Raw genomic sequence first — 22745 nt, 5'->3', positions numbered from 1 at the left:
ACGCATTCTACTCCCCTTATTGATTCCATATCTTTTATTTAATCTAAAGAATAATTTTATTGTTCCTCTCCACGTACCATACGAACATAATTTTTTGAATCAATAGAGTTTGCCATAATGAGACCACTGCCAAAACTAATACCGATGATTTTGGCATCTACCTGCACACTAGATGTCCAATAATTCAAATCACTTAACACTGATTTTTGAGGGGTATTAGGGAAAATTTGTGTATCTAAAGTCGGTTTTTGATGTTTAAAACCGTCACACATTAAAGGGAGTAGCTTCGTTTCTCCTGTCCGTTTATTCATATAAGGTTTTTGCATAACTTTAGAAAAACCTTTCGAACAGTAACGAATATTAGCCAATTCAGCAATATTTGGTAAACGCCAATCATTATATCCAGCAAAATTCTTTTGATTCATTTCTGTAATCATTTGTTTGGCATTTTCTAAACTATAAGTCTCTGCATTACCAGAACAAGTTGCTCCATCCCATATTTGCCCTAAACTACAACGCATCCATATTAAATTAGTTTTAGGGTCACGCCACATACCTTTTTGCATTAATATTGAATTATCTGCTTCTAGAGTTTGAGTAATAATTGCATCAGATTGATTAGGTTTGGTAGTATATTTCTGTATTCTTGCTTTCGCTAAATGGCTAAATCTTCCATTGGGGTATTGTTTTAAATAGGTTTGATAACTCTCTGCATCTGTTTCATTTTTAATACTGTCCCAAAACACCAACTCAGCATCAGAATTGGTATTTTCTTGAAGGTTAATCGTGGGTTGAATAAAATAAATATTAATGCTTAAATTTCCTTCACGAGTAGGAACTTGCTGTCCTTTAGTCATCGTTCGAACTTGATTTTTTACTTCATCAAACATTCCCATAATAGATTTATCTTTTTTCCGCATGACTTGTGCCAAGGCAGTCGCATATGGACTATTTCCTGTTTGACCATCCTGTGCCACTTTTCCTGCATCAGTTGCATAGGCAATCAGTAATTCATCTCCTGTAACCTGTACTCGACTTAAACCTTTGGTTGCACTTTTAAATCCGCTATTAGGACGATCTCGACAAGCATCCAAAATCACAATACGGGCTTTTGCACCTTGTGTCGCATTGATTAGTTCATCTGATGTGACAGCTCCTGTTCGCAAATCAACCAAGTTTTCAATGTGTGCATCTGTTGCCAATAAATAATTCTGTCGATCTGCACCTTGTTGCCCATGACCAGAAAAATAGATTACTGCAATATCAGCATCTTGTGCTGTTTGGTTAAATTCATTAATAGTACGATTTAAAGTTCGAAAATCAGCATTTTTAACCAGTTTCACATTATCAAAATGTAAATCATTTTTTAATGTACTCTGCAATAAAACAGCATCATTCACAGGGTTGGTTAGTTTATTTTCATGTTCATAAGCTGCATTGCCAATCACTAATGCAACACGCTTGGCATAAACCTCATATGTCATCACACTCAGCAAAGCCAACACAGCAACTTTTATTAAACGCATCGTATTCCCCTCATCGATATCCTATATAAACGATGGAAAAGCAAAAGAGGGTTAAAATTTTAGAACAATTTACCTCGAACCTTTTTCCGATTTAAAACGCTCTAAGTCTTTGACCGCACCATGATAACGGGATTGCACACCACTACTGTTTAACCGTAGATCATAGAGACGTTTTCTATAATCATCACGATCCTTAACAGATAAGTCTTTACGCTCTAACTCTTTTAAATAATAGTTAATATCATTTTGTGAGCGATCAAACTCCGCGTTTGCTTGGTAGTAGCCATTTGCAACTTGATAATATATTCGCAAAGACTCACGTTTGTCTAACGGACAAATACGAAAATCACCACGCCCTTCTAACGCTTCATTAAAAATGGTTTCTGGTCGGCAGTAATAGCCCAAACCTTTTGGGTAACCTTGTTCATAAAGCTTTTGATTCGGCACAATATTGGCTTTTTGACAAGAAGAATAATATTTATCTAATCGAGATTCCTGTCCTGCTGCACCATCTTTTTCTCCAACATTAAACCAATTTGCAGTTTTGGATTGTTCAACACTCATGGCAGCACAGCCTGAAAGTAAAATTGTAAAACCTACTAACAATGAAATTTTATTAATGGAATATTGTTCCTATTATTATAGTGTTAGATAGAAATAACGGGATAAGAATTTTTCCTATCGTAATCTAAATCTGGAACCTGCCACAAATCATAAAGTGGAATTTTAACATCTAAGGCTAATGGTAACTTTTTTGGATTAAATTGCATATCTTCTAAAGTCTCCCCCCAAGCAATCACATCAATATCCAAGCTAATATTATGTGATGGACGAACTCGACCAGATTGTGCTTCTAAGTTTTTCAGTGTTTCAGTGATCTCATCAACATTCAGTCGACTTTTTAATAAACAAGCTGAATTCCAATAATCGGCACCAACACGATCCCGACATGGGATTCTATAAATTGAAGAAAATTCCACTATACCTAAGCTTAATATCTGTTGATAAGCAAAAGTGAAATTTTGTTTTTGTTTGAGGTTACTCGCCAATGCGAGCGCAAAAATTGTTTCTGTTGCGTTCAAGGCGAATTCCTACTGCATTGGCTTGTGCAATGATGGCGGGTTTGCGAATGGTGATACTGATCGATTCGATCGTGGGGAAAGTCGTAAATAAACATTCAAGTACCAATTGTGCGGCGTGCTCAATCAGTTTCGGTTTAGCCTCTTGTATAACTTGGGCTGCAAGCTCACAGATTTGCGCATAGTTGAGCGTATCTTCCAACTCATCCGAGTATGCAGCGTATGATAGATCATTATGAATGATGAGATCTAGCATCAAAGGTTGAATAATTTGGCGTTCCCAGTTGAAACAGCCAACCACAGTATCCACCTTCAACCCTTCAATTATAATGGCATCCATAATGACCTAATGAACCGATAAATAAATTAATGCTTTAAAAACGAAGCAGGTTCAATATTGTGAACCATTTTTAAACGTTGGTCAGCATAAATATCGGTATACGGTGCGAGAACACGCATGAAACGATCAAAATATAGCATTTGCTTGAATAACAAAGCGAAGTCACGCGGGAATTTGATACCATGACGCTCACCGACAGCCACCATATCCATCATAATGTCATTCAAATCTGCTGGATTGGAACTGAGAATTTCTTGCGGATCTGCCAGTAATACACCGCTAAATAAACGCTCTAAATCATCAGCCAAGATTTGAGTGTCAATTTTCTGATGAGTCATGCCCATTTTCAGCATATTCTCAGCCATCGCAACATAATTGGTATGCTGTAATGCATCCATAAATGTCATACATGCTGTCCAAACCTCAGGATTCAATTGCCCAACAATCCCGAAATCAATAAAACCAATACGACCATCTTCAAGTAACATCAGATTTCCAGCATGTAAATCAGCATGGAAACTCTTACATAACATGAGACTACCAAACCAAGTATTCATTGCAGTAATCAGAACTTGTGTTGGGTCTTTGGCATATTTTTTAACAACATCAAAATCAGTTAATGACACCCCGTACAGGCGCTGCATAGTAAGTACACGACGCGTTGAAAATTGATGATAAACTTTTGGTGCAGTGGCAGCCTGATTGCCAGAAATGTTCAGATATTGAATAAAGTCATCCAGATTCTGTGCTTCTTCAATAAAATCAACTTCACGTACCATACGTGTTTTGATCTCATCAACAATTTCAGAAAGCGATGCAAACTTGATTTTTGGAACGGCTTTTTCTAAAAGTTTTGTCGCCCAATGCACCACATTTAAATCAGTGTATAAAATGGTTTCAACACCAGGTTTTTGCACCTTTAACACCACATCTTCACCCGTAACTAGTCGAGCGGCATGGACTTGTGCAATTGAAGCTGAAGCTAGTGGCTTTTCATCGATAAAACTAAAAATTTCATTCAGATTACGGCCTTCAAATTCTTCAGCTAATACTTGTTGGATATAGCTAAATGGTAAGGTTGGCGTTTGATCTAAACAGCCTTGGAATTCCTGAACGTATTCACGAGGGAATAAAGACGGCGTACTGGCAATAAATTGACCCAATTTAATATATGTTGAACCAAGCGACTCAAAGGTCTCACGCATGAGCTTTGCATTACTTGGTTTTTCAGTTGCATATTTCACACCTGCTTGTGCCGCAACAATAACTGTTTCACCTATACGTGCAACAGAACGTAATCCATCGAATAAAATATTTCTTTTCATAATCTTTCATTGCCTTACAGATGGTCTTAGTTTAGCAAATTTTGCTCAATTTACCGATCAAGTTGCCTGACAAACTGGACAATTTACATCTTTTTCAAATTTAAGAATGCGTTGCGATAGATTTAAACCATTCCAAAGCAACAATTTTTGCTTTAATGGTGTCAGACCAAGTCCTAAAAACAACAAAGTGTGATGCGCTTGTAATGACGCTATCATTACAGGAGTGGTAGCTAATACACCCGACTCCGCACAACGTAATCCTTTATTGGCATGATCTTCTTTCGGAAACAGACATTCATAACAAGCTGAATCAGCATCCACCATAAACAGTTGCCCTTCAAAACCAATCGCTGACGCACTGATAAGCGGTACTTGATGTTTTCTACACAGCGCATTCACTAGATAACGAGTCGTAAAATTATCGCAACCATCTAAGACTACATCTTGATGCTGTACGAGTTCATCAGCATTCGTTTCATCGAATCGTATATTTTGATAGCTAACTTGTATATGCGGATTAATGTCTTTTAGATGCTTTGCCAGTATTTCGGCTTTGTATCGACCTAAATCTTTTGTCGTAAAGGCAATTTGTCTTTGCAGATTACTCATTTCAATCGTATCGGCATCGACAATGGTAATTTTACCTACACCTGCACGTGCCAACAGCTCAGCACAGGTACAACCGATACCACCTGCGCCGATTATTAGCACATTGGCGAATTTTAGTTTTTCTTGTGCTTCGATATCCCAACCATCTAATAAAATCTGACGACTATAGAGATGCATTTCCTCATTACTTAGCTCAAATTCGTTTTCCAAATGGTCTGACACGGGACTTACTTCTTGATCATCAAAAGTGTTCATGATTTTAAGTCGATGTGAGTTCTGAGGAAAGTAATAAATTAGAACGAACACTGTTTTCTTTTGACGAAAAGCGATTTTACCCCAATATTTTTCTTACTCTTTAACTGAACCATACCGGGTTTGTCGGAGACTTTTTATTTAAGTTAGGCCACCTGACCTAACGGGTTAATCTTATCATAAGACATTGCTTCGAACTCAAAAGGCGATACATAACCCAGTGCACTGTGTACACGCTTTTTGTTGAATCAATCAACCCAACTTAATGTCGCAAGTTGTACATCTGCTAGACCTTGCCAATCTGCTTTTAAATATTCAATCACCTCTGTTTTGTATAAACCATTCACCGTTTCAGCCAGAGCATTATCGTATGAATTACTGTTCGTATTAGCTGCAGTGTAAAAATAACCCTCTAATGGCATTTAAAAACGCCCCCTTTCTTAACACGCTAAACACCTTGTATACCTAGCTTTTGCATCAATCGAGCAACTGTACAGCGCGCAGCAACATAGCCTTGATGTTTCAGTTTTTGCCAAACTTTACGTACACCATATCGACCTGAACTTTCCTTCCAAATTCGTTTAATTTGTTCAGCATGGATGCAAGTCATGTAAATCTCGTTTCGCTTGATGTTCCCTTGCGAAGCAATGCTTCTCATCACAGAGAACGAGAGTTCGGTAATAGGTTGAAGCTGCGATAGGTAAAATTCTACAAATTGCCTCAACACCATATAACGCCTTATTATGGATAAAATCCATCACTATTTGTGTGGGCGGTCGAGCTCCGCCTGGCCGAAAAAAGCGGCTGCTTTACATAGAATGTCATTAGCACGATGCAGTTCTTTATTTTCATTTTCCAGTTGTTTGATACGTTCTTGATCTGAAAATTGTTGTACTTTGATTGGATTTTGTTGATCTAAGTATTTTTAATGCTCTCATATCAGGACAGTTAATTTCCAACAAATCCAGCACTGTTGCTGTTGCTGTTGCTGTTGCTGTTGCTGTTGCTGTTCCTTATAGTTTCTTTCAGTTGTTAAAACAAGAAAGAATTAAGAAGAAAATATATAGCAAGAACTGAAGCCAGGTCTAATATCTTTGAATATATTGAGGTGTTCTGCAGTTCAAACGCGGCCTAGTTCCAACGGTCAACGTTCTTCATTAGATTATGAGAGGGTCTATCAAAAGATGGTTATGTGTGTCTAGAATTTTGGTGACTATTCACATTTCTGTTCCATGATTCATGGTTACTTATTACTTATGTTACTATGTCAGGGGCGATACAAGAATTAAGGTAACCTTATGAAAATAGCGAATACGAAATTACTAGCTGGTGCTTTTATGGCCCTAACTTTAACTATCCTTAGCCCTGCCGTACTTGCAAATGATAAGAATGATATACGAAAGACTGTTGTAGTTAAGTTTGCAAAAAAAGCTGACTCTGCAAATTATTACGGAAGGATAGATGGATACAAGTATGATTCCTACAAATTTTATGCAAAAAAAGGGCAAAAGTTAAAAGTGACGTTGACTGGAGGAAATGTTGAAACTTACTTATGGGGTAATCAATTAAAAGACTCTATCAATCTTGGAGAATATTCTCCAGAGCTTGATGATAATGGTATTTATATTTTACCTGCATCAGGTGAGTATGAAATTAGAGTATTTCAACCTAGATCACAAGCAAGAAAAGATAAAAAACCTCAATACTGGATGAGTATTAACATCAAATAAAGAATTGCTAGATTCGTTTAAGTTTTTATACAAGGGTTCAAAAACTATTGCCAGTTAAACGGGGCATGATTTTTACGTATATGTGTTTATGTTAGTAAAATGATGCAGTTTACTTGTTTAATACCCCGAGGAATAATTTAATCTTGCTGTGCGTTAGTCACGTTTCTTTCTTTCAAAAGTTGATTATATCTTTCAACGTAACCGTCGTGATATTCAAACTCTTTTGATAGGAATTTGCAGGGGAAGAATAGGCGAAACTTTTCTTAAATAATGGTAATTCCTTATCTTTAAAATAGAGAACGCCCGATGAAATTCATTAGGCGTTTACTTAAATATGTGTCAGCTTATTTTTTAACTAGATGTACTTGTCAAGCACGATTCTTTTTCTCAATTGCCTTTAAAAAATCAATCTTGCTATTTTTGACTTTTCACACCATTTTGTTCAATTTGTACTGCGGCTTGCCAGCTAGGTAGTTGGCTTAAACCTGCTACATAACGTTGGATATGCGGATAATTTTCACCTTGTCCCATATGATGAACTAAAGCATGTAGTCCAAAGCCCATCATAAAGTCAGCACCGGTTAAACGGTCTGCGACTAGAAATTCTTTATCTTTTAAATATTCATTTAAATAGCTAAATACTTTATCGAACTCAACTTGAGTATAATTTTCAAGAAATACCAACTTCGTACCCTGCTTGGTTTCTATCGCATTAAACGTTTTTAACAAAAATGGCAGCATGGCAGAGCTTTCTGAGAAATGAATCCACTGTAGATAATCGACATAGGTAGGTTCATCCATATCTGGTGCTAAATGCGGCGCAAGTTTCTGAATTAATAACTCAACGATTGCGCCTGACTCTGCAATAACTTTGCCATCCCATTCCAATACTGGAGATTTCCCTAAAGGATGGATGGTTTTTAAAGAGTCAGGGGCCAAATGCGTGCGTGAGTCACGATAATAGCGTTTCAGCTCATAGGGCTGCTTGATTTCTTCAAGTAACCACAAAATGCGAAAAGAACGTGATTGATCTAAATGATGTAGTGTAATCATGACAATTCCTAATTTTTAAATTTTTACAACGACTTTGCCAAAGTTTTCGCCTTTCAACATACCATTGAAAGCATTGATCGTGTTATCTAAACCTTGCACCATATGCTCTTTATATTTGATTTTTCCGTCTTTCAACCATTCAGACATTTGCTGATAGAATTCCGAATACTGACTGCCATAATCATCAAAAATAATAAAGCCTTGCATGCGAATACGCTTTTTTAAAAGGGTGGAAATAAAGCCCGGTAAACGGTCTGGGCCTTGTGCTTGCTCGGTAGCGTTATACTGGGAAACCACACCACACACCGGTACACGTGCCGCAGAGTTAAGCAATGGCCATACCGCATCAAACACTTTACCGCCCACATTCTCATAATAAATATCAATACCGTTGGGAACTGCTTGTTGTAATTGTTCTGCAAAATTTTCATCATGATGATTGATACAAGCATCGAAGCCGAGTTCTTCTACTGCATAACGGCATTTTTCAGCTCCACCTGCGACGCCAACCACGCGACAACCTTTAAGTTTGCCAATCTGTCCAACCGTAGCACCAACAGGTCCCGTTGCAGCTGCAACGACTAAAGTTTCACCGGCTTTAGGCTGACCAATGTCCAACAACCCCATATAAGCAGTAAAGCCAGGCATCCCCAAAATACCCAATGCCCAAGATGGATGTTCAGGTTGCATACCTAAGCTTTGACAGGCAGTCCCATCAGAAATTGCGTAGCCCTGCCAACCATTTCCAGAAAGAACCCACTCGCCTTCTTTGAATTTTGGGTTTTTAGAGGCCACCACTTGACTGACTGTTCCACCGACCATCACTTCGCCAATTTCAACCGGTGCTGCATATGAAGGAGCATCACTCATGCGACCACGCATATAAGGATCGAGTGACAAGTAAATGGTTTTTAACAATATCTCGCCTTGTTTAACTTCATTGAGCTCAACTTGTTCAATACGAAAATCGCTGTGTTTTGGCTCACCCACTGGCCGTTTAGCTAAAACGATGCGTTGATTAATAACTGGTTTCACACATATAACTCCATGTTTTATTTAGAAGTATTTCACTTCACAATTAAAAATTAAGATTAAAATTTCTTTACATCCATTGTAGATGAGTTATAATAAAAAACAATACGACTGGTCTATTTTTTACAATAGAGTAAATAATTAATATGAAGCCTACTCCTATTAAAAAGTCTGAAGCAAAGCGCTTACACATTCTTAACACCAGTTCAGACCTGATTTTGCATAAAGGTTTTACTGGCGTAGGATTACAGGAAATTTTACAGAGCTGTGAAATCCCTAAAGGCTCGTTTTATCATTATTTCCAATCTAAGGAAGCTTTTGGATGTGAATTGGTACAGCATTATGTGGATAATTACCAAGTCCGTTTAAATGATGTATGGCGTAGTGATAAATCACCTTATCAAAAGCTGATTGAGTATTTTAATTTATGGATAGAAGATCCTGAAACACAGTGTGGTTGGGCGGATAGCTGTTTAATTGTGAAACTTGCCGCAGAAGTTGCCGATCTATCGGAAGATATGCGCTCCATTATGTCCGCTGGCGTTGATGATGTAATCCAACGTATTGCTGGTTTAATTGATTTGGGAAAACAGGATCAGTCTATCCAAGCAGATACCGAGGCCTCTACTTTGGCACAAGTACTTTACCAAATGTGGTTAGGTGCAGCATTACTGAGTAAGTTGCAAAAAGATAAAACGCCATTACATCAAGCTCTGAGAGCAACTAAATTTCTATTAAAAAGTGAAGATTCATAAAAATTGAATTAAATATCAACAACATAATTAATGGTTTATGATAGCAACCCAATGATTACTTATTCATGTATTGCTATTAGATCAATTTACAATCCATGAGTATAGCGCACAATGAATTCTCCTTCTAAAGCCCTCATGACTCATATTTTAGTTGGTTATTTAGGCTTATATCCCACACTATTACTGGTTCTCACTTTATTAAAGCCAATTACTCAGCATCAAAGTTTCCCGATGATGGTGTTGATTGAAGTCATAGTATTAGTGCCAGTAACGCAACTGATTTCTTTTCCACTGGCTGGTTGGCTCATTACACAGCTAAAAAATTTTAAGAATTTGTTTTAATAAGAATTTATGCTGGCAACAGCAATCCTAAGTCCTTATTTTGCCAACTACAAAGGTTGGCAAAATAACTCACTTAGTCGAGATTAATCTGCGTAAGCTGGATAATCAATATAGCCTTTTTCCGTCCCACCATACATAGTGCTTGCATCTACTCCATTCAATGGCCAGCCATTGGCGATGCGATCGGGTAAATCTGGATTCGCAATAAATGGGCGTCCAAATGCAATTAAATCGGCCAGTCCTGCCTCTAAAATTCGAGTCCCTCTTTCTGCCGTATATCGACCTGCATAAATAATCCGACCACTGAAAGTGTCTCTGACATCTTTACGAAAATCATGAGGAAGTTCTGGTGCATTATCCCAATCAGCTTCTGCAATCGATAAATAGGCAATCCCAACTTCTTCAAGTATTTTTATGGCTTCAATATAAGTCACATGTGGATCATCTTCAACCAACCCTATGTAAACACGATCTTCCTCTGTACTTTCAAATAGCGGGGCAAAACGCACTCCTAAACGATCTGCACCAACCACCTCAGCAACTGCCTGTACTACTTCACGTAAAAAACGCAAACGATTGTTTAGTGATCCACCATATTCATCTTCACGGTGGTTACTATGTGCAGAGATAAATTGATTCACCAAATAACCATTTGCACAATGAATTTCAACCCCATCAAAACCAGCAACCAAGGCATTGCGTGCAGCTTGAGCATAGAGTTGCACTAATTCTTTAACTTCTGCATTGCTTAAAGCACGTGGCATTGAAGGATCAGCCAAGGTCCCTGCACTGGGCCCGGTCTCAATAAAGACTTTAACATTACTATCAGCCCTAATAGCCGAAGGCGCGACTGGTGATGCATGATCGGGTTGCAAAGATGTATGTGAAACACGCCCAACATGCCAAAGTTGTGCAAAAATAATGCCTCCTTTAGCATGCACTGCTTCCGTCACTTTACGCCATCCAGCAATCTGTTCAGGGCTGTGAATACCAGGAGTCCAAGCATAGCCTTGACCACGTGGCTCGATTTGCGTACCTTCGGTGACCATAAATCCTGCCCCGGCACGCTGTTGATAATAGGTTGCCATTAATTCATTTGGAATATTCCCTGGCTGAGTACTACGCGACCGCGTTAATGGTGGCAATACAATACGGTTTTGCAAAACATAAGGGCCTAAGCTTAAGTTTTGAAAAAGTTTACTGTCTTTCATTTCACTGTATCCAAGTCATCATGGCTTCATTGATCTAAATTAAAAAAATAACCTTCCTTCCTGTATATAGAAAAAGAAAGGAAGGAAAGCTATTCACTCAGGCCCCTCACCATTAAATGAGGGTTATTTTGCTTATTGCGCCAGTTGCTCAGAGTCAGAAGTTTTATTCACTACTAAGCACCACAACAGAGACTAGCTACTCTTTATTTCAACAATTGAAGTAATGCTGAGGCAGTTGCAGCAGAAGATGCCGGATTTTGTCCAGTAACCAGCAAGCCATCTACTTGAACATATACTTGCCAATCATCTACTTTAGAATAATGACCACCGTTTTCTTTAAGCATGTCTTCAACTAAAAATGGTACAATTTCAGTCAAACCTACAGCGGCCTCCTCAGTATTGGTGAAACCAGTCACTAATTTACCGCTAACTAAAGGCGCTCCATTACTCGCTTTCACATGACGAAGAACACCCGGGGCATGACACACTGCTGCAACAGGTTTGCCAGACTGAATCGCCTGTTCAATCAGAGAAATTGAAATCGGATCTTCTGCTAAATCCCACAATGGGCCATGCCCGCCTGGATAAAACACTGCATCATAATCAGCTACAGAAATTTCGCTAAGTTTATGCGTCTGTGTTAATGCTTGCATTGCAGTTGGATCTGCTTCAAAACGATGAGTGGTTTCAGTTTGAGCATCGGCTAAATTACTTTTCGGATCTAGTGGTGGCTGCCCACCTTGAGGCGACGCCAGCGTAACTTCAGCACCAGAGTCAATAAAGGTGTAATAGGGTGCAGCAAGTTCTTCTAGCCAGAAACCTGTTTTCTTACCAGTATTGCCAAGTTGATCGTGTGAGGTTAAAACGATTAAAATTTTCATGTTATTTCTCCGATAATTTTCATGATTGAGGAGCATTGTTACAGGGTCAGAGCATGCCAGATACGCGCATTTAGCTTAGATGCTCATCTCGAGAATTTGGCGACTGATCTCTAATGAAACATTTTTATGTTCGCCTAGCTGTGTCAGATTATGTGATTTAAGTTGCGTAATGATGATCTCAATATCTGTCTCCCCCAGTCCATAATCGCTAAGACGAGTCGGCAATCCAAGTTGCTCAAAGAAGGCTCGAGTACGAGCAATAGCAGTATCAATACGTTGTTCTTCATCACCTTCTACAATCTGCCAGACTTGAGCTGCATACTGTAGTAATTTTTCTCGCTTCTCTTGACGACGCACTTGTAGATTGGCCGGCAACACAATGGCCAAGGTACGAGCATGATCAATACCATGTAAAGCCGTGAGCTCATGCCCAATCAAATGGGTTGACCAATCTTGTGGTACACCAGCTCCAATCAGCCCATTCAGTGCCATGCTAGCAGCCCACATCAAATTCGCACGCGTGTCATAATCTGCTGAATCTTCCAAGATTTTCGGTCCAATCTCAATCAAAGTTTGCAATAGACCTTCGGCAAAACGATCTTGTACTTGTGCATTCACAGGGTAAGTTAAGTACTGTTCCATGACATGAATAAATGCATCAACCACGCCATTTGCTAACTGGCGCGTCGGCAAGCTAAAAGTTTTATTCGGATCGAGTACGGAAAATTGTGGAAAAACATAGGGACTGCTAAATGACAATTTGGCTTGGGTCGATTTTCTGGTGACTACCCCACCGCTATTCATTTCTGAACCAGTTGCCGGAAGGGTGAGTACACTCGCAAAAGGCAAAGCTTGAGTAATTTTAGTACCATGGGTTTCTAAAATCTCCCATGCATCCCCTGTATAATTGACTGCTGCTGCAATAAATTTAGTACCATCAATTACCGATCCACCACCGACAGCCATCAAGAAATCTATCTTTTGTTCTCGAATCAGCTCTACAGCTTTCATGAGGGTTTCATAACTCGGATTCGGCTCAATTCCGCCAAATTCATGAATTTCTCTTGCACCTAATGCTTCACGCACCTCAGCTAAAGTACCATTCTTACGTGCACTTTCACCACCAAACAACATTAATACTTTTGCTTCTGTAGGCACATAGTCATTGATTTTAGCTATTGTATCGCCACCAAAAATAATGCGGGTCGGATTATAAAAGTTAAAATTCAGCATATTTTTATCCTAGGATGATCAGCTAATTGATTTGAAAAACTACCGTTACTCATCAAATAAACTTAAAAAAAATTGGACAACACTGCGGCTTTTGACTGCACCATGTGCTAACTATACATAAAAATAGACCAGTCGTCTATTTTTTTAAAATTATTTTAGCTTGCGACTTGAGTGATGGTTAAACACATTCAGGCTTGTTCTATACCACTTTGATTATTGATGTATTTTCACGAGCGATTGTTGGATGGAAGGTATCAACACGTATGACTACTGACATGGTCGTGAACGCATTGGCTGAAACAGTGAATGGCTCATACAAAATAGCAATGATTAAATATTTTAAAAGCAGATTGGCACGGTTTAGCAGATGTACAAATGCGACAGTAAATTAGATAGATTGGTTCAATATAAAGCATGTAAATAGTTGCATTCGTTTATTTACCCTGCCCTGTTTTGGATATTGACCCATTTAAATGATGGTATTAAACCAATAAATAAAGTAGCCCAACTTGAATAAAAGCCTCTGACATACCTCACAGGGTTGAAGTGCTGCCTTTCATTCAAAATTTCAGGCAGCACCCTCATACATTTAAGCGTCGGTTTAACCTGGTAGTTTACTCGCCAAAACATCTACTTTTTCAATAGACGGTGGCTCTGAAAATAGCTCTTCGGCCTGAGCCATCAACGCAGCTGCAACCTTGCCAGATAAATGTGCTTGGCGACCTTCCTCATCAGGGAATGCATCAAAAATACCAAATGTTGTAGGTCCAAGACGTAGGCCGAACCACGCAACTGTCGCAGGTTCTTCCATTACGATTGGTAAACCGCCTTTAAGGAAAGCTTCCACTTCGTCTTCTTTACCTGGTTTAGCTTCAAGACGGACATATAAAGCTGTTTTAAGCATGACTAAAACTCCACAATTGATTAAAATTCAAACTCATTCTGACATTACTAATGTATGCATGTCAGAAAGTTTTGTTGTACAAAGGTTAAAAACAATTTTCCATAGCAGAGCCAAAATTTAGTTTTTTATTTCGACATAATGCTATGAATTTATTCAAGTTAATATCATTAACATTTGAATCAAAAAATATTGCTCAAGAAGCATTCAAGAACAACATGTACATCCTCATATCTATGAAAGTTATTTAGCTAGGAATTTGCTGTGAAACTCTATATGTTTCTCTATAAAGCTCGCAATAAAGTAATAGCTATGGTCATACCCTTCTCTTAGGTTAAGTGTCAGAGGATATTCTTGTTCCAAACAAATATCACTAAGAAGCTTAGGCCTTAACTGTTCTTCAAGAAAATCATCAGCTGTTCCCTGATCGACTAAAATAGGTAAATGAACTTCAGCGTTTTTGATTAATTCAATCGCATCATAGCTTTTCCATAAAGTTTCGTTTTCACCTAGGTAGTGTGTAAAAGCCTTTTCTCCCCAAGGTACTTGGCTAGGTGCAACAATTGGTGCAAAAGCAGAAATACTTTTATACAGCTCAGGGTTTTTTAACCCAATAACTAATGCACCATGACCACCCATGCTATGACCCATAATACTTTGGACTTGGTTGGTCGGAAAATTCAGGTCAATCAGATTTCTGAGCTCTTCCACAATATAATCATACATTTTGAAATGCTGTGACCAGGGTGCTTGTGTTGCATTCACATAGAATCCTGCGCCTTGGCCTAAATCATAATCTGCATGATCTGGTACATCCTCTCCACGTGGGCTGGTATCTGGTGCAACAATAATGACTTTATGTTCAGCCGCATATTTTTGTGCTCCGGCTTTAGTAATAAAGTTCTGTTCGTTGCAAGTCAGTCCTGATAACCAATATAAAACTGGCAACCGCTCATCTTTGTCATGAGGTGGCAGATATATTGAGAATTTCATTGAACAGTTTAATGCTGTTGACTGATGGCGATACACTTCTTGCGATCCACCAAAAGCAGCATGTTTCTCAATTATTTCCATAATCAATTACCTATGTTGAGCAAGACTTCATGAGAAATCGAGTAAACAAAGAGTCTGACATTCTCCACAGAGAATAGTGATTAAGATTTAAAATGTAGGCAGGTTTGTTGAACCTATTCACGATGCCTACACGGATAGATCTGTTTTACAGATAATGTGCCGTTTTAGAGGATTCCATGCATGTCATTCATGATGCACATGCATGGAAAGCTATAAGGTCTGACGGAATTATTCGTAATGAATTACAGTACGAATTGACTTACCTTCATGCATTAGATCAAAGGCTTCATTGATCTGATCCAAGCCCATCGTATGTGTCACAAATGGTTCTAATTGAATCTTACCTTTCATGGCATCTTCAACCATTCCTGGAAGTTGCGTACGACCTTTTACGCCACCAAAGGCAGAACCTAGCCATTTACGACCAGTAACAAGCTGGAATGGACGGGTAGAGATTTCTTGACCTGCGCCAGCTACACCAATAATTACGGATTGACCCCAGCCACGGTGTGCACTTTCAAGGGCTGCACGCATCACATTCACGTTACCAATACATTCAAATGAATGATCTACACCCCAGCCAGTCATTTCGACAATAACTTGCTGGATTGGTTTATCGTAATCTTTAGGGTTCAAGAAGTCCGTTGCACCAAACTCTTTTGCCAGCGCAAATTTATCTGGATTCGTGTCAACCACAATAATACGTCCTGCTTTAGCTTGACGTGCGGCTTGTACGACTGCCAGACCAATACCACCTAAACCAAAGACCGCAACACTATCACCTTCTTGTACTTTAGCCGTGTTGTGTACTGCACCGATACCCGTTGTGACACCACAACCTAGTAAGCAGACATGTTCGTGATTGGCTTCAGGATTGATTTTAGCCAATGATACTTCTGCCACTACCGTGTATTCACTGAACGTTGAGCAGCCCATATAGTGGTAAATCGGTTGACCATTGTAGGAAAAACGAGTGGTGCCATCTGGCATTACGCCTCTACCTTGAGTTTCGCGAACGGAAATACACAAGTTCGATTTTCCAGATTTACAAAATACGCACTCGCCACATTCAGCAGTGTAAAGTGGAATAACATGATCACCTGGTTTGACGCTAGTCACGCCTTCACCAACCTCAACAACAACACCAGCACCTTCATGCCCGAGAATAGCCGGAAAAACACCTTCAGGATCATCGCCAGATAAAGTAAATGCATCTGTATGACACACACCGGTATGGGAAATCTTGATTAATACTTCACCTTTCTTCGGTGGTGCAACATCAACTTCAACAATTTGAAGAGGTTGACCAGGACCAAACGCAACGGCAGCACGTGACTTCATGGAATAATTCCTTATACAGATCTATTTTAAATATGATTTTAGAATCTTGGCGATTTCAGCCAATTCTTCTTTTCGTTGTTGTTCTGTGGTTTCACCTGATACTAAAGTGTCCTTTAAATGAACCTCTAACATCTCATTCATTAAACCATTAATAGCACCACGCACAGAGCATATTTGTTGCAGAATTGCACCACATTCCACATTATCTTCTAACGCTTTTTCAATCGCTTGCGTCTGACCTTTGATCTTTCTGACGCGTAGAAGAATCTTTTTTTTGTCTTCAACCTGATTAGGCATCAGACCTCCTTATTTGTCAGTGTTTATACTATAGTACCCCATAGTATAAAAAAAGCAATATTTTTTATAAATCGAAAATCAAAAAGACCTTTAGCGAAAATTTTCTATGCCTGTTTTTTAGTTTTTTTTAAATTAACATCATAGAGCTTATGCGAAAGTCACAAAAAAAAATGGGACTTTTAGCTCCCATTTTTTATTTTGTCTCATGTTCTTTGTAATGCTGTGACCTTTTAGAATTATGTTTCAAATTTTAGCCACTTTGTAGATATTTTGAACGTTTCAAGCCTTGTAAATACTACCGACAGTTTAGATTAAACTGCCTTTACAAACTGTACTAGAATATTTTTAGTGAGCGGATGATATTTATTATTCATTATTTAGGAATTATTAAATCCTATAAATATCATTTATTGGATTATTTTACTTTGATACTGTGCACATCATCCCCCAGTTAAGAATAAGGAACAACTATGAATAAGATGATGAATGCTCTTATCCTAGAAAATTTTGGTGATCATGAATTTACACGTGTAGAACTCCCTATACCTCACCCTGAGGCTGGGCAAGTTCTGGTACGTATTCATGCGAGTGGTGTAAACCCTATTGATTATAAAATTCGTCTTGGTGAAGCACCATATGCTATGCCAGAGCTTCCTGCCGTGTTGGGAACAGATATGGCTGGGGTTGTAACTGCTGTTGGTGAAGGTGTCACCGACTTCAACGTCGGGGATGAAGTTTACGGTCTGATTGGTGGCGTTCGTGGTCTTCAAGGATCTTTAGCAGAATATGTTGTAGCAGATGCTGATTTGATCGCATTAAAGCCACGCAATATCTCTATGCGCGAGGCAGCAGTACTACCATTGACGTTCCTCACCGCTTGGGAAGGTTTAGTGGATCATGCGAAGGTCCAACCAGGGCAAACTTTACTGGTTCAGGGTGGTGCTGGTGGCGTTGGTTATATGGTGGTTCAGCTTGCAAAAGCACTTGATGCAAATGTTTGGGCGACTGGTCGTACAGCTGATCAATCACTAATTTCAGAACTCGGTGCAACACCTCTCGATTACACAACAGCATCTTCCGATGACATTATTGCTGCAAGCCCTGAGGGTCAAGGTTTTAACATTGTTTACGACACTGTGGGTGGTCCAGTACTCGAAGCTTCACTTTCCATGACAACTCACTATGGCCACATTACCAGCTGTGCTGCATTTGGTAATCATAATTTAGCGAGTTCATCTCTACGGTGTGCCACTGTGTCTGGCGTATTCATCCTAATGCCGATGTTAACAGGCAATCGCCGTGCTCATCATGGTGATATCCTTAAGATCGCGACTCGTCTTGTTGAGGAAGGTAAACTGCGTCCTATTGTTGATCCTCGTCATTTTACTCTAGATCAAGCGATTGAGGCTCATGATGCTGTTCAAGATCGCTCTGCCAATATTAAGGTCGTGATTGATGTCATTTAACGCACTTCAGGCCAAGACTTGGCGCTTCAATAGTATTGGAGATACAGATGTTCTGACATTAGAAACACTTCCTGTGGCTTTACCAGCAGCAGGAGAAGTTCTAATACAGATGAAAACGATCGGACTCAACCGAGCTGATGTAATGTTTCGGCGTGGTACTTATATTCAAAAGGCAGTATTACCTTCTCGTCTGGGATATGAGGGAGCAGGCATAGTTCTTGCGATAGGTGAAGGTGTACGCCAATTTTCTCCAGGAGATGCAGTATCGATTCTGCCGACTGACAATCTAGCCAAATATGGGACATATACGGACAAGCTTCTGATTCCAGAAACTTTTTTAGTTCACAAACCCGATAGTTTAAGCTGGGAAGAAGCTTCTTCAATCTGGATGCAGTATTTGACGGCTTGGGGTGGTGTAATCCATGCTGGTGGAGTATCGAAAGGAAAAACGATCTTGATCACAGCAGCTTCAAGTAGCGTAGGACTAGCTGCGATACAGATAGCTGAAGCAGCGGGTGCTAAAGTCATTGCAAGTACACAGACGATAGAGAAAAAGCAACGTTTACTGGATCTCGGTGTTAAAAATGTTATAGCCACTGAAGATGAACCAGATTTGTATGAGGCGCTTGTTTTACGTTTAGGTGGAGAACATCTTGATGTCGCCTTCGATGCTGTAGGAGGGCCTCATATTGAACAGATTGCCAAAGCGATGTCTGTAGGAGGAACGATGGTTATGCATGGTGCGCTTAGCCCGGAGATCACACCATTTCCCCTTAAAGTTGCATTACGCAAGAGCTTAACCATGCGAGGTTTTTTGTTCCTTGAGGTTCTGCATGACCCTGTTCTAAGGGAGCAAGCCAGACGATTTATTCTTAGCAGTATAGGTGCAGGATATCTTCGTCCAGTGATCGACCGTTGCTTTAACTTTGAGGACATGCATGACGCTCAGCGCTATCTTGAATCAAATCAGCAAATAGGAAAAATTGTAGTTACTCTAGATACATGATGGTCTTATCTGATTCAGGTTTCTATACGGCCCAGCACTTCCGCTAAGTAATCAAACAATGCTCGGATTCGCAAAGGTGTCGGGCCCCGCTGTGGACGATATAAATACAGGCGCCAAACAGGAGAGGTTTCCTCATGAAGTATCTGAATGAGCTTACCACTCCTAAGCCACGGCAAAACTAGAAATCCAGGCATGTGTCCGAATCCGACTCCAGCGAGAATAGCTTGAAATTCAGCTTCAAGATCATCTGTAATAAAACGGGGCTTTGATGGCGTAAAGCTTCGACTTTCAGTGAATGTCCATGGCCAGTAACGCCCTGTTTTATGATCGACTAGTGCTGTTAGAGGGTATTTATCTAGGTCAATAATTTTTTTGGGCATTCCAACCTTATCAATTAACTCTGGCGTACCCACAGAATAAAAGTTCACTTTAGCCAATTCCCTTGCCACATATCGATTGTCCGGCAAAAATCCAAATCTGATCCCGATATCTATCCGCTCATCGATCACATCCGAGTGTGAATCTGTTAGCACACAATCCACGACAATATCTGGATAACGTGTGGCAAACTCTGCTAGTGTAGGTACTACCAATTTGCGCCCTAACACAGACGACACAGTAAGACGGACAGTCCCACGCATTTCATCTCGTTTTTCCTTGGTGTCTTTTACAAACAAAGCATCGATCGATCCCACCGCAAAACGTGCTTGCTTTGCCAGACGCTCACCATCAGCGGTAATTTTAATTTGTCGAGTACTCCTGTAAAACAGAATCTCTCCGCGCTGCTCTTCTAGCTCTTTTATTGCCCGTGTCACTGCCTGTGGGGAAATACCCAGCTGAGTTGCTGCCTCTTTAAAATTTCGAGACTCTGCTGCGACACAAAAGATACGCATCATTTCCAATTTGTTATGCATGTCCTATCCTGTGTTATGGCAATTATTCCGTAAATAGGAATTCTGAAAGATAATATTATTCATTTATTATACCTAACAAGGCTGTAATACTTAACCCATCAAATATGATTGACAGATAGGTTGAAGGTTACTTGTATGAATAATATAGAAAATAAAGTTGTTGTTATCACTGGTGCAAGTAGTGGTTTAGGTGAAGCTACTGCTCGCTTACTTGCTAAAAAAGGTGCAAAAGTTGTACTTGGTGCTAGACGTACTGAAAAATTAGAGGCTATTGTTCACGACATTCGTGCTGAAGGTGGTCAAGCTGAATTTATTGGTATGGATATAACCAAACCACAGGAAGTACAAGCACTTATTGAAAAGGCATTAAGCGCATTTGGTCAAATCGATGTATTGGTAAACAATGCTGGATTAATGTCTATTGCACCATTAAGTGAGCTAAAAGTTGATGAATGGGATCGTATGATCGACATCAATATTAAAGGTGTTCTTTATGGTATAGCAGCTACCCTACCTGTTTTCCAAAAACAAAACTTTGGACACTTTATTAATCTGGCATCTGTTGCAGGGATAAAAGTATTTAGTCCAGGAGGTACTGTTTATAGCGGTACTAAGTTTGCTGTAAGAGCCATCTCTGAAGGACTTCGTCATGAAGTTGGGGGAACAATTAGAACGACGACTATTGAGCCTGGTGCAGTTGAGTCAGAACTAAAATTCGGTTCTTCTCATAAAGAAAGTTCAGAGTTTGTTACCGATTTCTACAAACAAGCCATACCAGCTGATTCAGTCGCTCGAGCAATTGCTTATGCAATTGAACAGCCTGCGGATGTAGATATTAATGAAATTGTTTTACGCCCAACGAGCCAAGAGTTTTAATAATTGAATAACAAAAAATGGGAGCACCTCGCTCCCATTTTTACTATATTTTTAAAGTTAAGGACAAATCTATGAAAGCCGTATCGTATGCTATAAATCACCATGATGATTTTAAAAATTCATTGGTAGATATTGAAAAAGCGAAGCCTACGCTTAAGGAGCGTGATGTACTGGTAAAAGTTCAGGCAATCTCTGTGAATCCAGTTGATACCAAAGTGAGAAAAAATTCGTCTGAAGCAAATAATCGTATTTTAGGTTGGGATGCCGTTGGGGAAATTATTGAAGTTGGCTCAAAAGTTACCTCGTTTAAAGTAGGAGATTCTGTTTGGTATGCTGGCGATTTAACCCGAGATGGTAGTAATGCTGAGTTTCAAGCAGTCGATGAGCGCATCATCAGCCTTAAACCCATTACAGTATCTAATGCAGAAGCCGCAGCATTGCCATTAACTGCTATCACCGCATGGGAAATGCTGTTTGATCGGTTTCAAATTTCAGAAACAGAAGTTGGCAGTATTTTAATTATTGGTGGTGCAGGTGGTGTAGGATCAATCGCTATCCAACTCCTAAAAGCAAAAACAAATCTGACCGTTATAGCAACAGCTTCTCGTGAAGAAACGAAATCTTGGGTGGAATCACTGGGTGCCGACCATGTCATTGATCATAGCAAAGATTTAAACGAACAAATCGAAGCACTAGGTATTGAAAAACCAAAATACGTATTCTCTACAAATCATACAGAAACATATACCAAGCAAATAGTTTCTCTGATTGCACCACAAGGCAAGCTTGGATTGATCGATGATCCACAAACATTTGATATTATGCCGTTTAAGACTAAATCTATTTCTATCCATTGGGAGTTGATGTTCACCCGTTCAATGTATGAAACCGATGATATTGAAAAGCAAGGTGATCTATTGCAACAGGTTGCCCAATTAGTTGACCAGCAAAAAATTAGAAGTACCCTCAACCAAAATCTAGGCAATATTAACGCTGCAAACTTGGAGAAGGCGCATAAGTTGCTTGAATCAGGTAAGTCAAAAGGCAAAATTGTACTAGAAAACTTCTAAAACAAACTCAAGGTGAAATAATGACTATTTCAGTAATTGCGAACATTAAGGCAAAATCAGATCAAAAAGAAACGTTAGAAGCGCTTTTAAAAAGTGTAATAGAGCCTACGCTTCAAGAAGAAGGATGCTTGAAATATGAGCTTTATATTAGCGAAAATGACTCGAGTAGATATTTCTTCTTAGAAGAATGGCGTAGCAGAGAGGATTTAGATATCCATCTAGCCACTGATTATATTCAAAGTTTATTTGGTAATATCCAATCGCTCATTGAATCAAGTGCTATTGTAGAAATCAAAAAAATATAGCTGTATTCGGACGTTATGATGAAGTATTCTTCAAAGTAACATAGTTAGAGTTAAATAAAAAAACCTGAGTCCAAAGTAGTTAAAATATAAGTGCGAACAAACACTTCAACTACAAGGATTCAGGTTT

The 22745-nt window shown here is 39.3% G+C and carries 24 protein-coding genes, 3 pseudogenes and 1 other annotated feature; of the genes and pseudogenes, 10 read left to right on the top strand and 17 right to left on the bottom strand.

The annotated features are described in order from the left end of the window. Positions 1–56: 56 nt before the first annotated feature. From CDG59_RS12935 to CDG59_RS12905, 7 genes and pseudogenes are all read right to left on the bottom strand, one after another. Positions 57–1526, bottom strand: a complete 1470-nt coding sequence (locus CDG59_RS12935) for a caspase family protein (protein ID WP_087545660.1) — start codon at positions 1524–1526, stop codon at positions 57–59. A gap of 69 nt (positions 1527–1595) precedes the next feature. Next, on the bottom strand, positions 1596–2147 hold the full coding sequence (locus CDG59_RS12930; protein ID WP_413772675.1) for a DUF2799 domain-containing protein: 552 nt from the start codon (positions 2145–2147) through the stop codon (positions 1596–1598). Between the two features lie 26 nt (positions 2148–2173). After that, positions 2174–2608: a 2-amino-4-hydroxy-6-hydroxymethyldihydropteridine diphosphokinase gene (locus CDG59_RS12925; RefSeq protein WP_005160519.1), complete on the bottom strand. Its 435-nt coding sequence runs from the start codon at positions 2606–2608 to the stop codon at positions 2174–2176. After that, complete coding sequence (folB, locus tag CDG59_RS12920) at positions 2565–2945, bottom strand: dihydroneopterin aldolase (protein WP_087545659.1); 381 nt, start codon at positions 2943–2945, stop codon at positions 2565–2567. Before folB ends, CDG59_RS12925 begins: the two co-directional genes overlap by 44 nt. A 26-nt stretch (positions 2946–2971) precedes the next feature. Further along, entirely contained in the window at positions 2972–4270 is a 1299-nt protein-coding gene (locus tag CDG59_RS12915; RefSeq protein ID WP_087545658.1) for an ABC1 kinase family protein, read from the bottom strand. Between the two features lie 57 nt (positions 4271–4327). Continuing rightward, complete coding sequence (locus CDG59_RS12910; protein WP_413772674.1) at positions 4328–5134, bottom strand: HesA/MoeB/ThiF family protein; 807 nt, start codon at positions 5132–5134, stop codon at positions 4328–4330. 143 nt (positions 5135–5277) lie between these two features. Next, positions 5278–6056: pseudogene (locus CDG59_RS12905) on the bottom strand (IS3 family transposase); the annotation flags it as partial. Then, positions 5821–5934 (bottom strand) — a sequence feature (AL1L pseudoknot). It overlaps the preceding pseudogene by 114 nt. 80 nt (positions 6057–6136) lie before the next feature. On the opposite strand from CDG59_RS12905, the pseudogene CDG59_RS15790 reads away from it, so the two are divergent. Then, positions 6137–6333, top strand: a pseudogene (locus CDG59_RS15790) (IS3 family transposase); the annotation flags it as partial. A gap of 96 nt (positions 6334–6429) precedes the next feature. After that, positions 6430–6861: a PPC domain-containing protein gene (locus CDG59_RS12900; RefSeq protein ID WP_087545657.1), complete on the top strand. Its 432-nt coding sequence runs from the start codon at positions 6430–6432 to the stop codon at positions 6859–6861. A 414-nt stretch (positions 6862–7275) separates the two neighbouring features. Here the strand turns inward: CDG59_RS12900 and CDG59_RS12895 are convergent, their stop codons facing one another. Both CDG59_RS12895 and CDG59_RS12890 read right to left on the bottom strand, forming a co-directional pair. Further along, on the bottom strand, positions 7276–7914 hold the full coding sequence (locus tag CDG59_RS12895) for a glutathione S-transferase family protein (protein WP_087545655.1): 639 nt from the start codon (positions 7912–7914) through the stop codon (positions 7276–7278). A gap of 15 nt (positions 7915–7929) precedes the next feature. Beyond that, on the bottom strand, positions 7930–8949 hold the full coding sequence (locus tag CDG59_RS12890; RefSeq protein ID WP_087545654.1) for an NADP-dependent oxidoreductase: 1020 nt from the start codon (positions 8947–8949) through the stop codon (positions 7930–7932). Between the two features lie 143 nt (positions 8950–9092). Here CDG59_RS12890 and CDG59_RS12885 point away from each other — a divergent pair, with 143 nt between their 5' ends. Both CDG59_RS12885 and CDG59_RS12880 read left to right on the top strand, forming a co-directional pair. Further along, positions 9093–9701 (top strand): TetR/AcrR family transcriptional regulator, encoded by a 609-nt coding sequence (locus CDG59_RS12885; RefSeq protein WP_005160552.1) that lies wholly within the window; start codon positions 9093–9095, stop codon positions 9699–9701. Between the two features lie 111 nt (positions 9702–9812). Then, positions 9813–10043, top strand: coding sequence for a hypothetical protein (locus tag CDG59_RS12880; protein ID WP_087545653.1), 231 nt, complete (start codon positions 9813–9815; stop codon positions 10041–10043). 83 nt (positions 10044–10126) lie between these two features. On the opposite strand, the gene CDG59_RS12875 is transcribed toward CDG59_RS12880, so the two are convergent. The 3 genes from CDG59_RS12875 to CDG59_RS12865 form a co-directional block, all read right to left on the bottom strand. Continuing rightward, complete coding sequence (locus CDG59_RS12875; protein WP_087545652.1) at positions 10127–11254, bottom strand: alkene reductase; 1128 nt, start codon at positions 11252–11254, stop codon at positions 10127–10129. Positions 11255–11457: 203 nt separating this feature from the next. After that, positions 11458–12135, bottom strand: coding sequence for a type 1 glutamine amidotransferase domain-containing protein (locus tag CDG59_RS12870; protein WP_087545651.1), 678 nt, complete (start codon positions 12133–12135; stop codon positions 11458–11460). A 75-nt stretch (positions 12136–12210) separates the two neighbouring features. Next, positions 12211–13368, bottom strand: a complete 1158-nt coding sequence (locus CDG59_RS12865) for an iron-containing alcohol dehydrogenase (RefSeq protein WP_087545649.1) — start codon at positions 13366–13368, stop codon at positions 12211–12213. Between the two features lie 182 nt (positions 13369–13550). Here CDG59_RS12865 and CDG59_RS15540 point away from each other — a divergent pair. Next, positions 13551–13885: pseudogene (locus tag CDG59_RS15540) on the top strand (IS3 family transposase); the annotation flags it as partial. Positions 13886–13969: 84 nt separating this feature from the next. On the opposite strand, the gene CDG59_RS12855 reads toward CDG59_RS15540, so the two are convergent. The 4 genes from CDG59_RS12855 to CDG59_RS12840 form a co-directional block, all read right to left on the bottom strand. Then, the gene (locus CDG59_RS12855) at positions 13970–14272 is read right to left on the bottom strand and encodes a putative quinol monooxygenase (RefSeq protein ID WP_019837862.1); all 303 of its coding nucleotides are present in this window, start codon (positions 14270–14272) and stop codon (positions 13970–13972) included. 240 nt (positions 14273–14512) lie between these two features. Continuing rightward, entirely contained in the window at positions 14513–15343 is an 831-nt protein-coding gene (fghA, locus tag CDG59_RS12850) for an S-formylglutathione hydrolase (protein WP_087545648.1), read from the bottom strand. Positions 15344–15571: 228 nt separating this feature from the next. After that, positions 15572–16684, bottom strand: coding sequence for an S-(hydroxymethyl)glutathione dehydrogenase/class III alcohol dehydrogenase (locus CDG59_RS12845; RefSeq protein WP_087545647.1), 1113 nt, complete (start codon positions 16682–16684; stop codon positions 15572–15574). 21 nt (positions 16685–16705) lie between these two features. After that, a complete protein-coding gene (locus tag CDG59_RS12840; RefSeq protein ID WP_001133624.1) occupies positions 16706–16981 on the bottom strand; it encodes a metal/formaldehyde-sensitive transcriptional repressor in 276 nt (91 codons plus the stop codon). 470 nt (positions 16982–17451) lie between these two features. Between CDG59_RS12840 and CDG59_RS12835 the strand changes: the two genes are divergently transcribed. Both CDG59_RS12835 and CDG59_RS12830 read left to right on the top strand, forming a co-directional pair. After that, positions 17452–18447: a zinc-dependent alcohol dehydrogenase family protein gene (locus CDG59_RS12835; protein ID WP_087545646.1), complete on the top strand. Its 996-nt coding sequence runs from the start codon at positions 17452–17454 to the stop codon at positions 18445–18447. Further along, positions 18437–19453 carry a zinc-dependent alcohol dehydrogenase family protein gene (locus CDG59_RS12830; RefSeq protein ID WP_087545645.1) on the top strand — a complete coding sequence of 339 codons (1017 nt, stop codon included), beginning with the start codon at positions 18437–18439 and terminating at the stop codon, positions 19451–19453. Before CDG59_RS12835 ends, CDG59_RS12830 begins: the two co-directional genes overlap by 11 nt. Positions 19454–19467: 14 nt before the next feature. Here the strand turns inward: CDG59_RS12830 and CDG59_RS12825 are convergent, their stop codons facing one another. After that, positions 19468–20367, bottom strand: a complete 900-nt coding sequence (locus CDG59_RS12825; RefSeq protein ID WP_087545644.1) for a LysR family transcriptional regulator — start codon at positions 20365–20367, stop codon at positions 19468–19470. A gap of 135 nt (positions 20368–20502) precedes the next feature. Between CDG59_RS12825 and CDG59_RS12820 the strand changes: the two genes are divergently transcribed. The 3 genes from CDG59_RS12820 (at position 20503) to CDG59_RS12810 (ending at position 22618) form a co-directional block, all read left to right on the top strand. Further along, complete coding sequence (locus tag CDG59_RS12820) at positions 20503–21243, top strand: SDR family oxidoreductase (protein ID WP_004915298.1); 741 nt, start codon at positions 20503–20505, stop codon at positions 21241–21243. Between the two features lie 71 nt (positions 21244–21314). Then, complete coding sequence (locus CDG59_RS12815) at positions 21315–22313, top strand: zinc-binding alcohol dehydrogenase family protein (protein WP_087545643.1); 999 nt, start codon at positions 21315–21317, stop codon at positions 22311–22313. A 20-nt stretch (positions 22314–22333) separates the two neighbouring features. Further along, positions 22334–22618 (top strand): putative quinol monooxygenase, encoded by a 285-nt coding sequence (locus tag CDG59_RS12810; protein WP_087545641.1) that lies wholly within the window; start codon positions 22334–22336, stop codon positions 22616–22618. The last annotated feature ends 127 nt before the right edge of the window (positions 22619–22745 follow it).

Origin of the sequence: Acinetobacter sp. WCHA29 (assembly GCF_002165335.1) — a bacterium.
Taxonomy (GTDB): domain Bacteria; phylum Pseudomonadota; class Gammaproteobacteria; order Pseudomonadales; family Moraxellaceae; genus Acinetobacter.
Note: the sequence above shows the minus strand (reverse complement) of the source record. Positions and strands in the feature narration are given on the sequence as shown.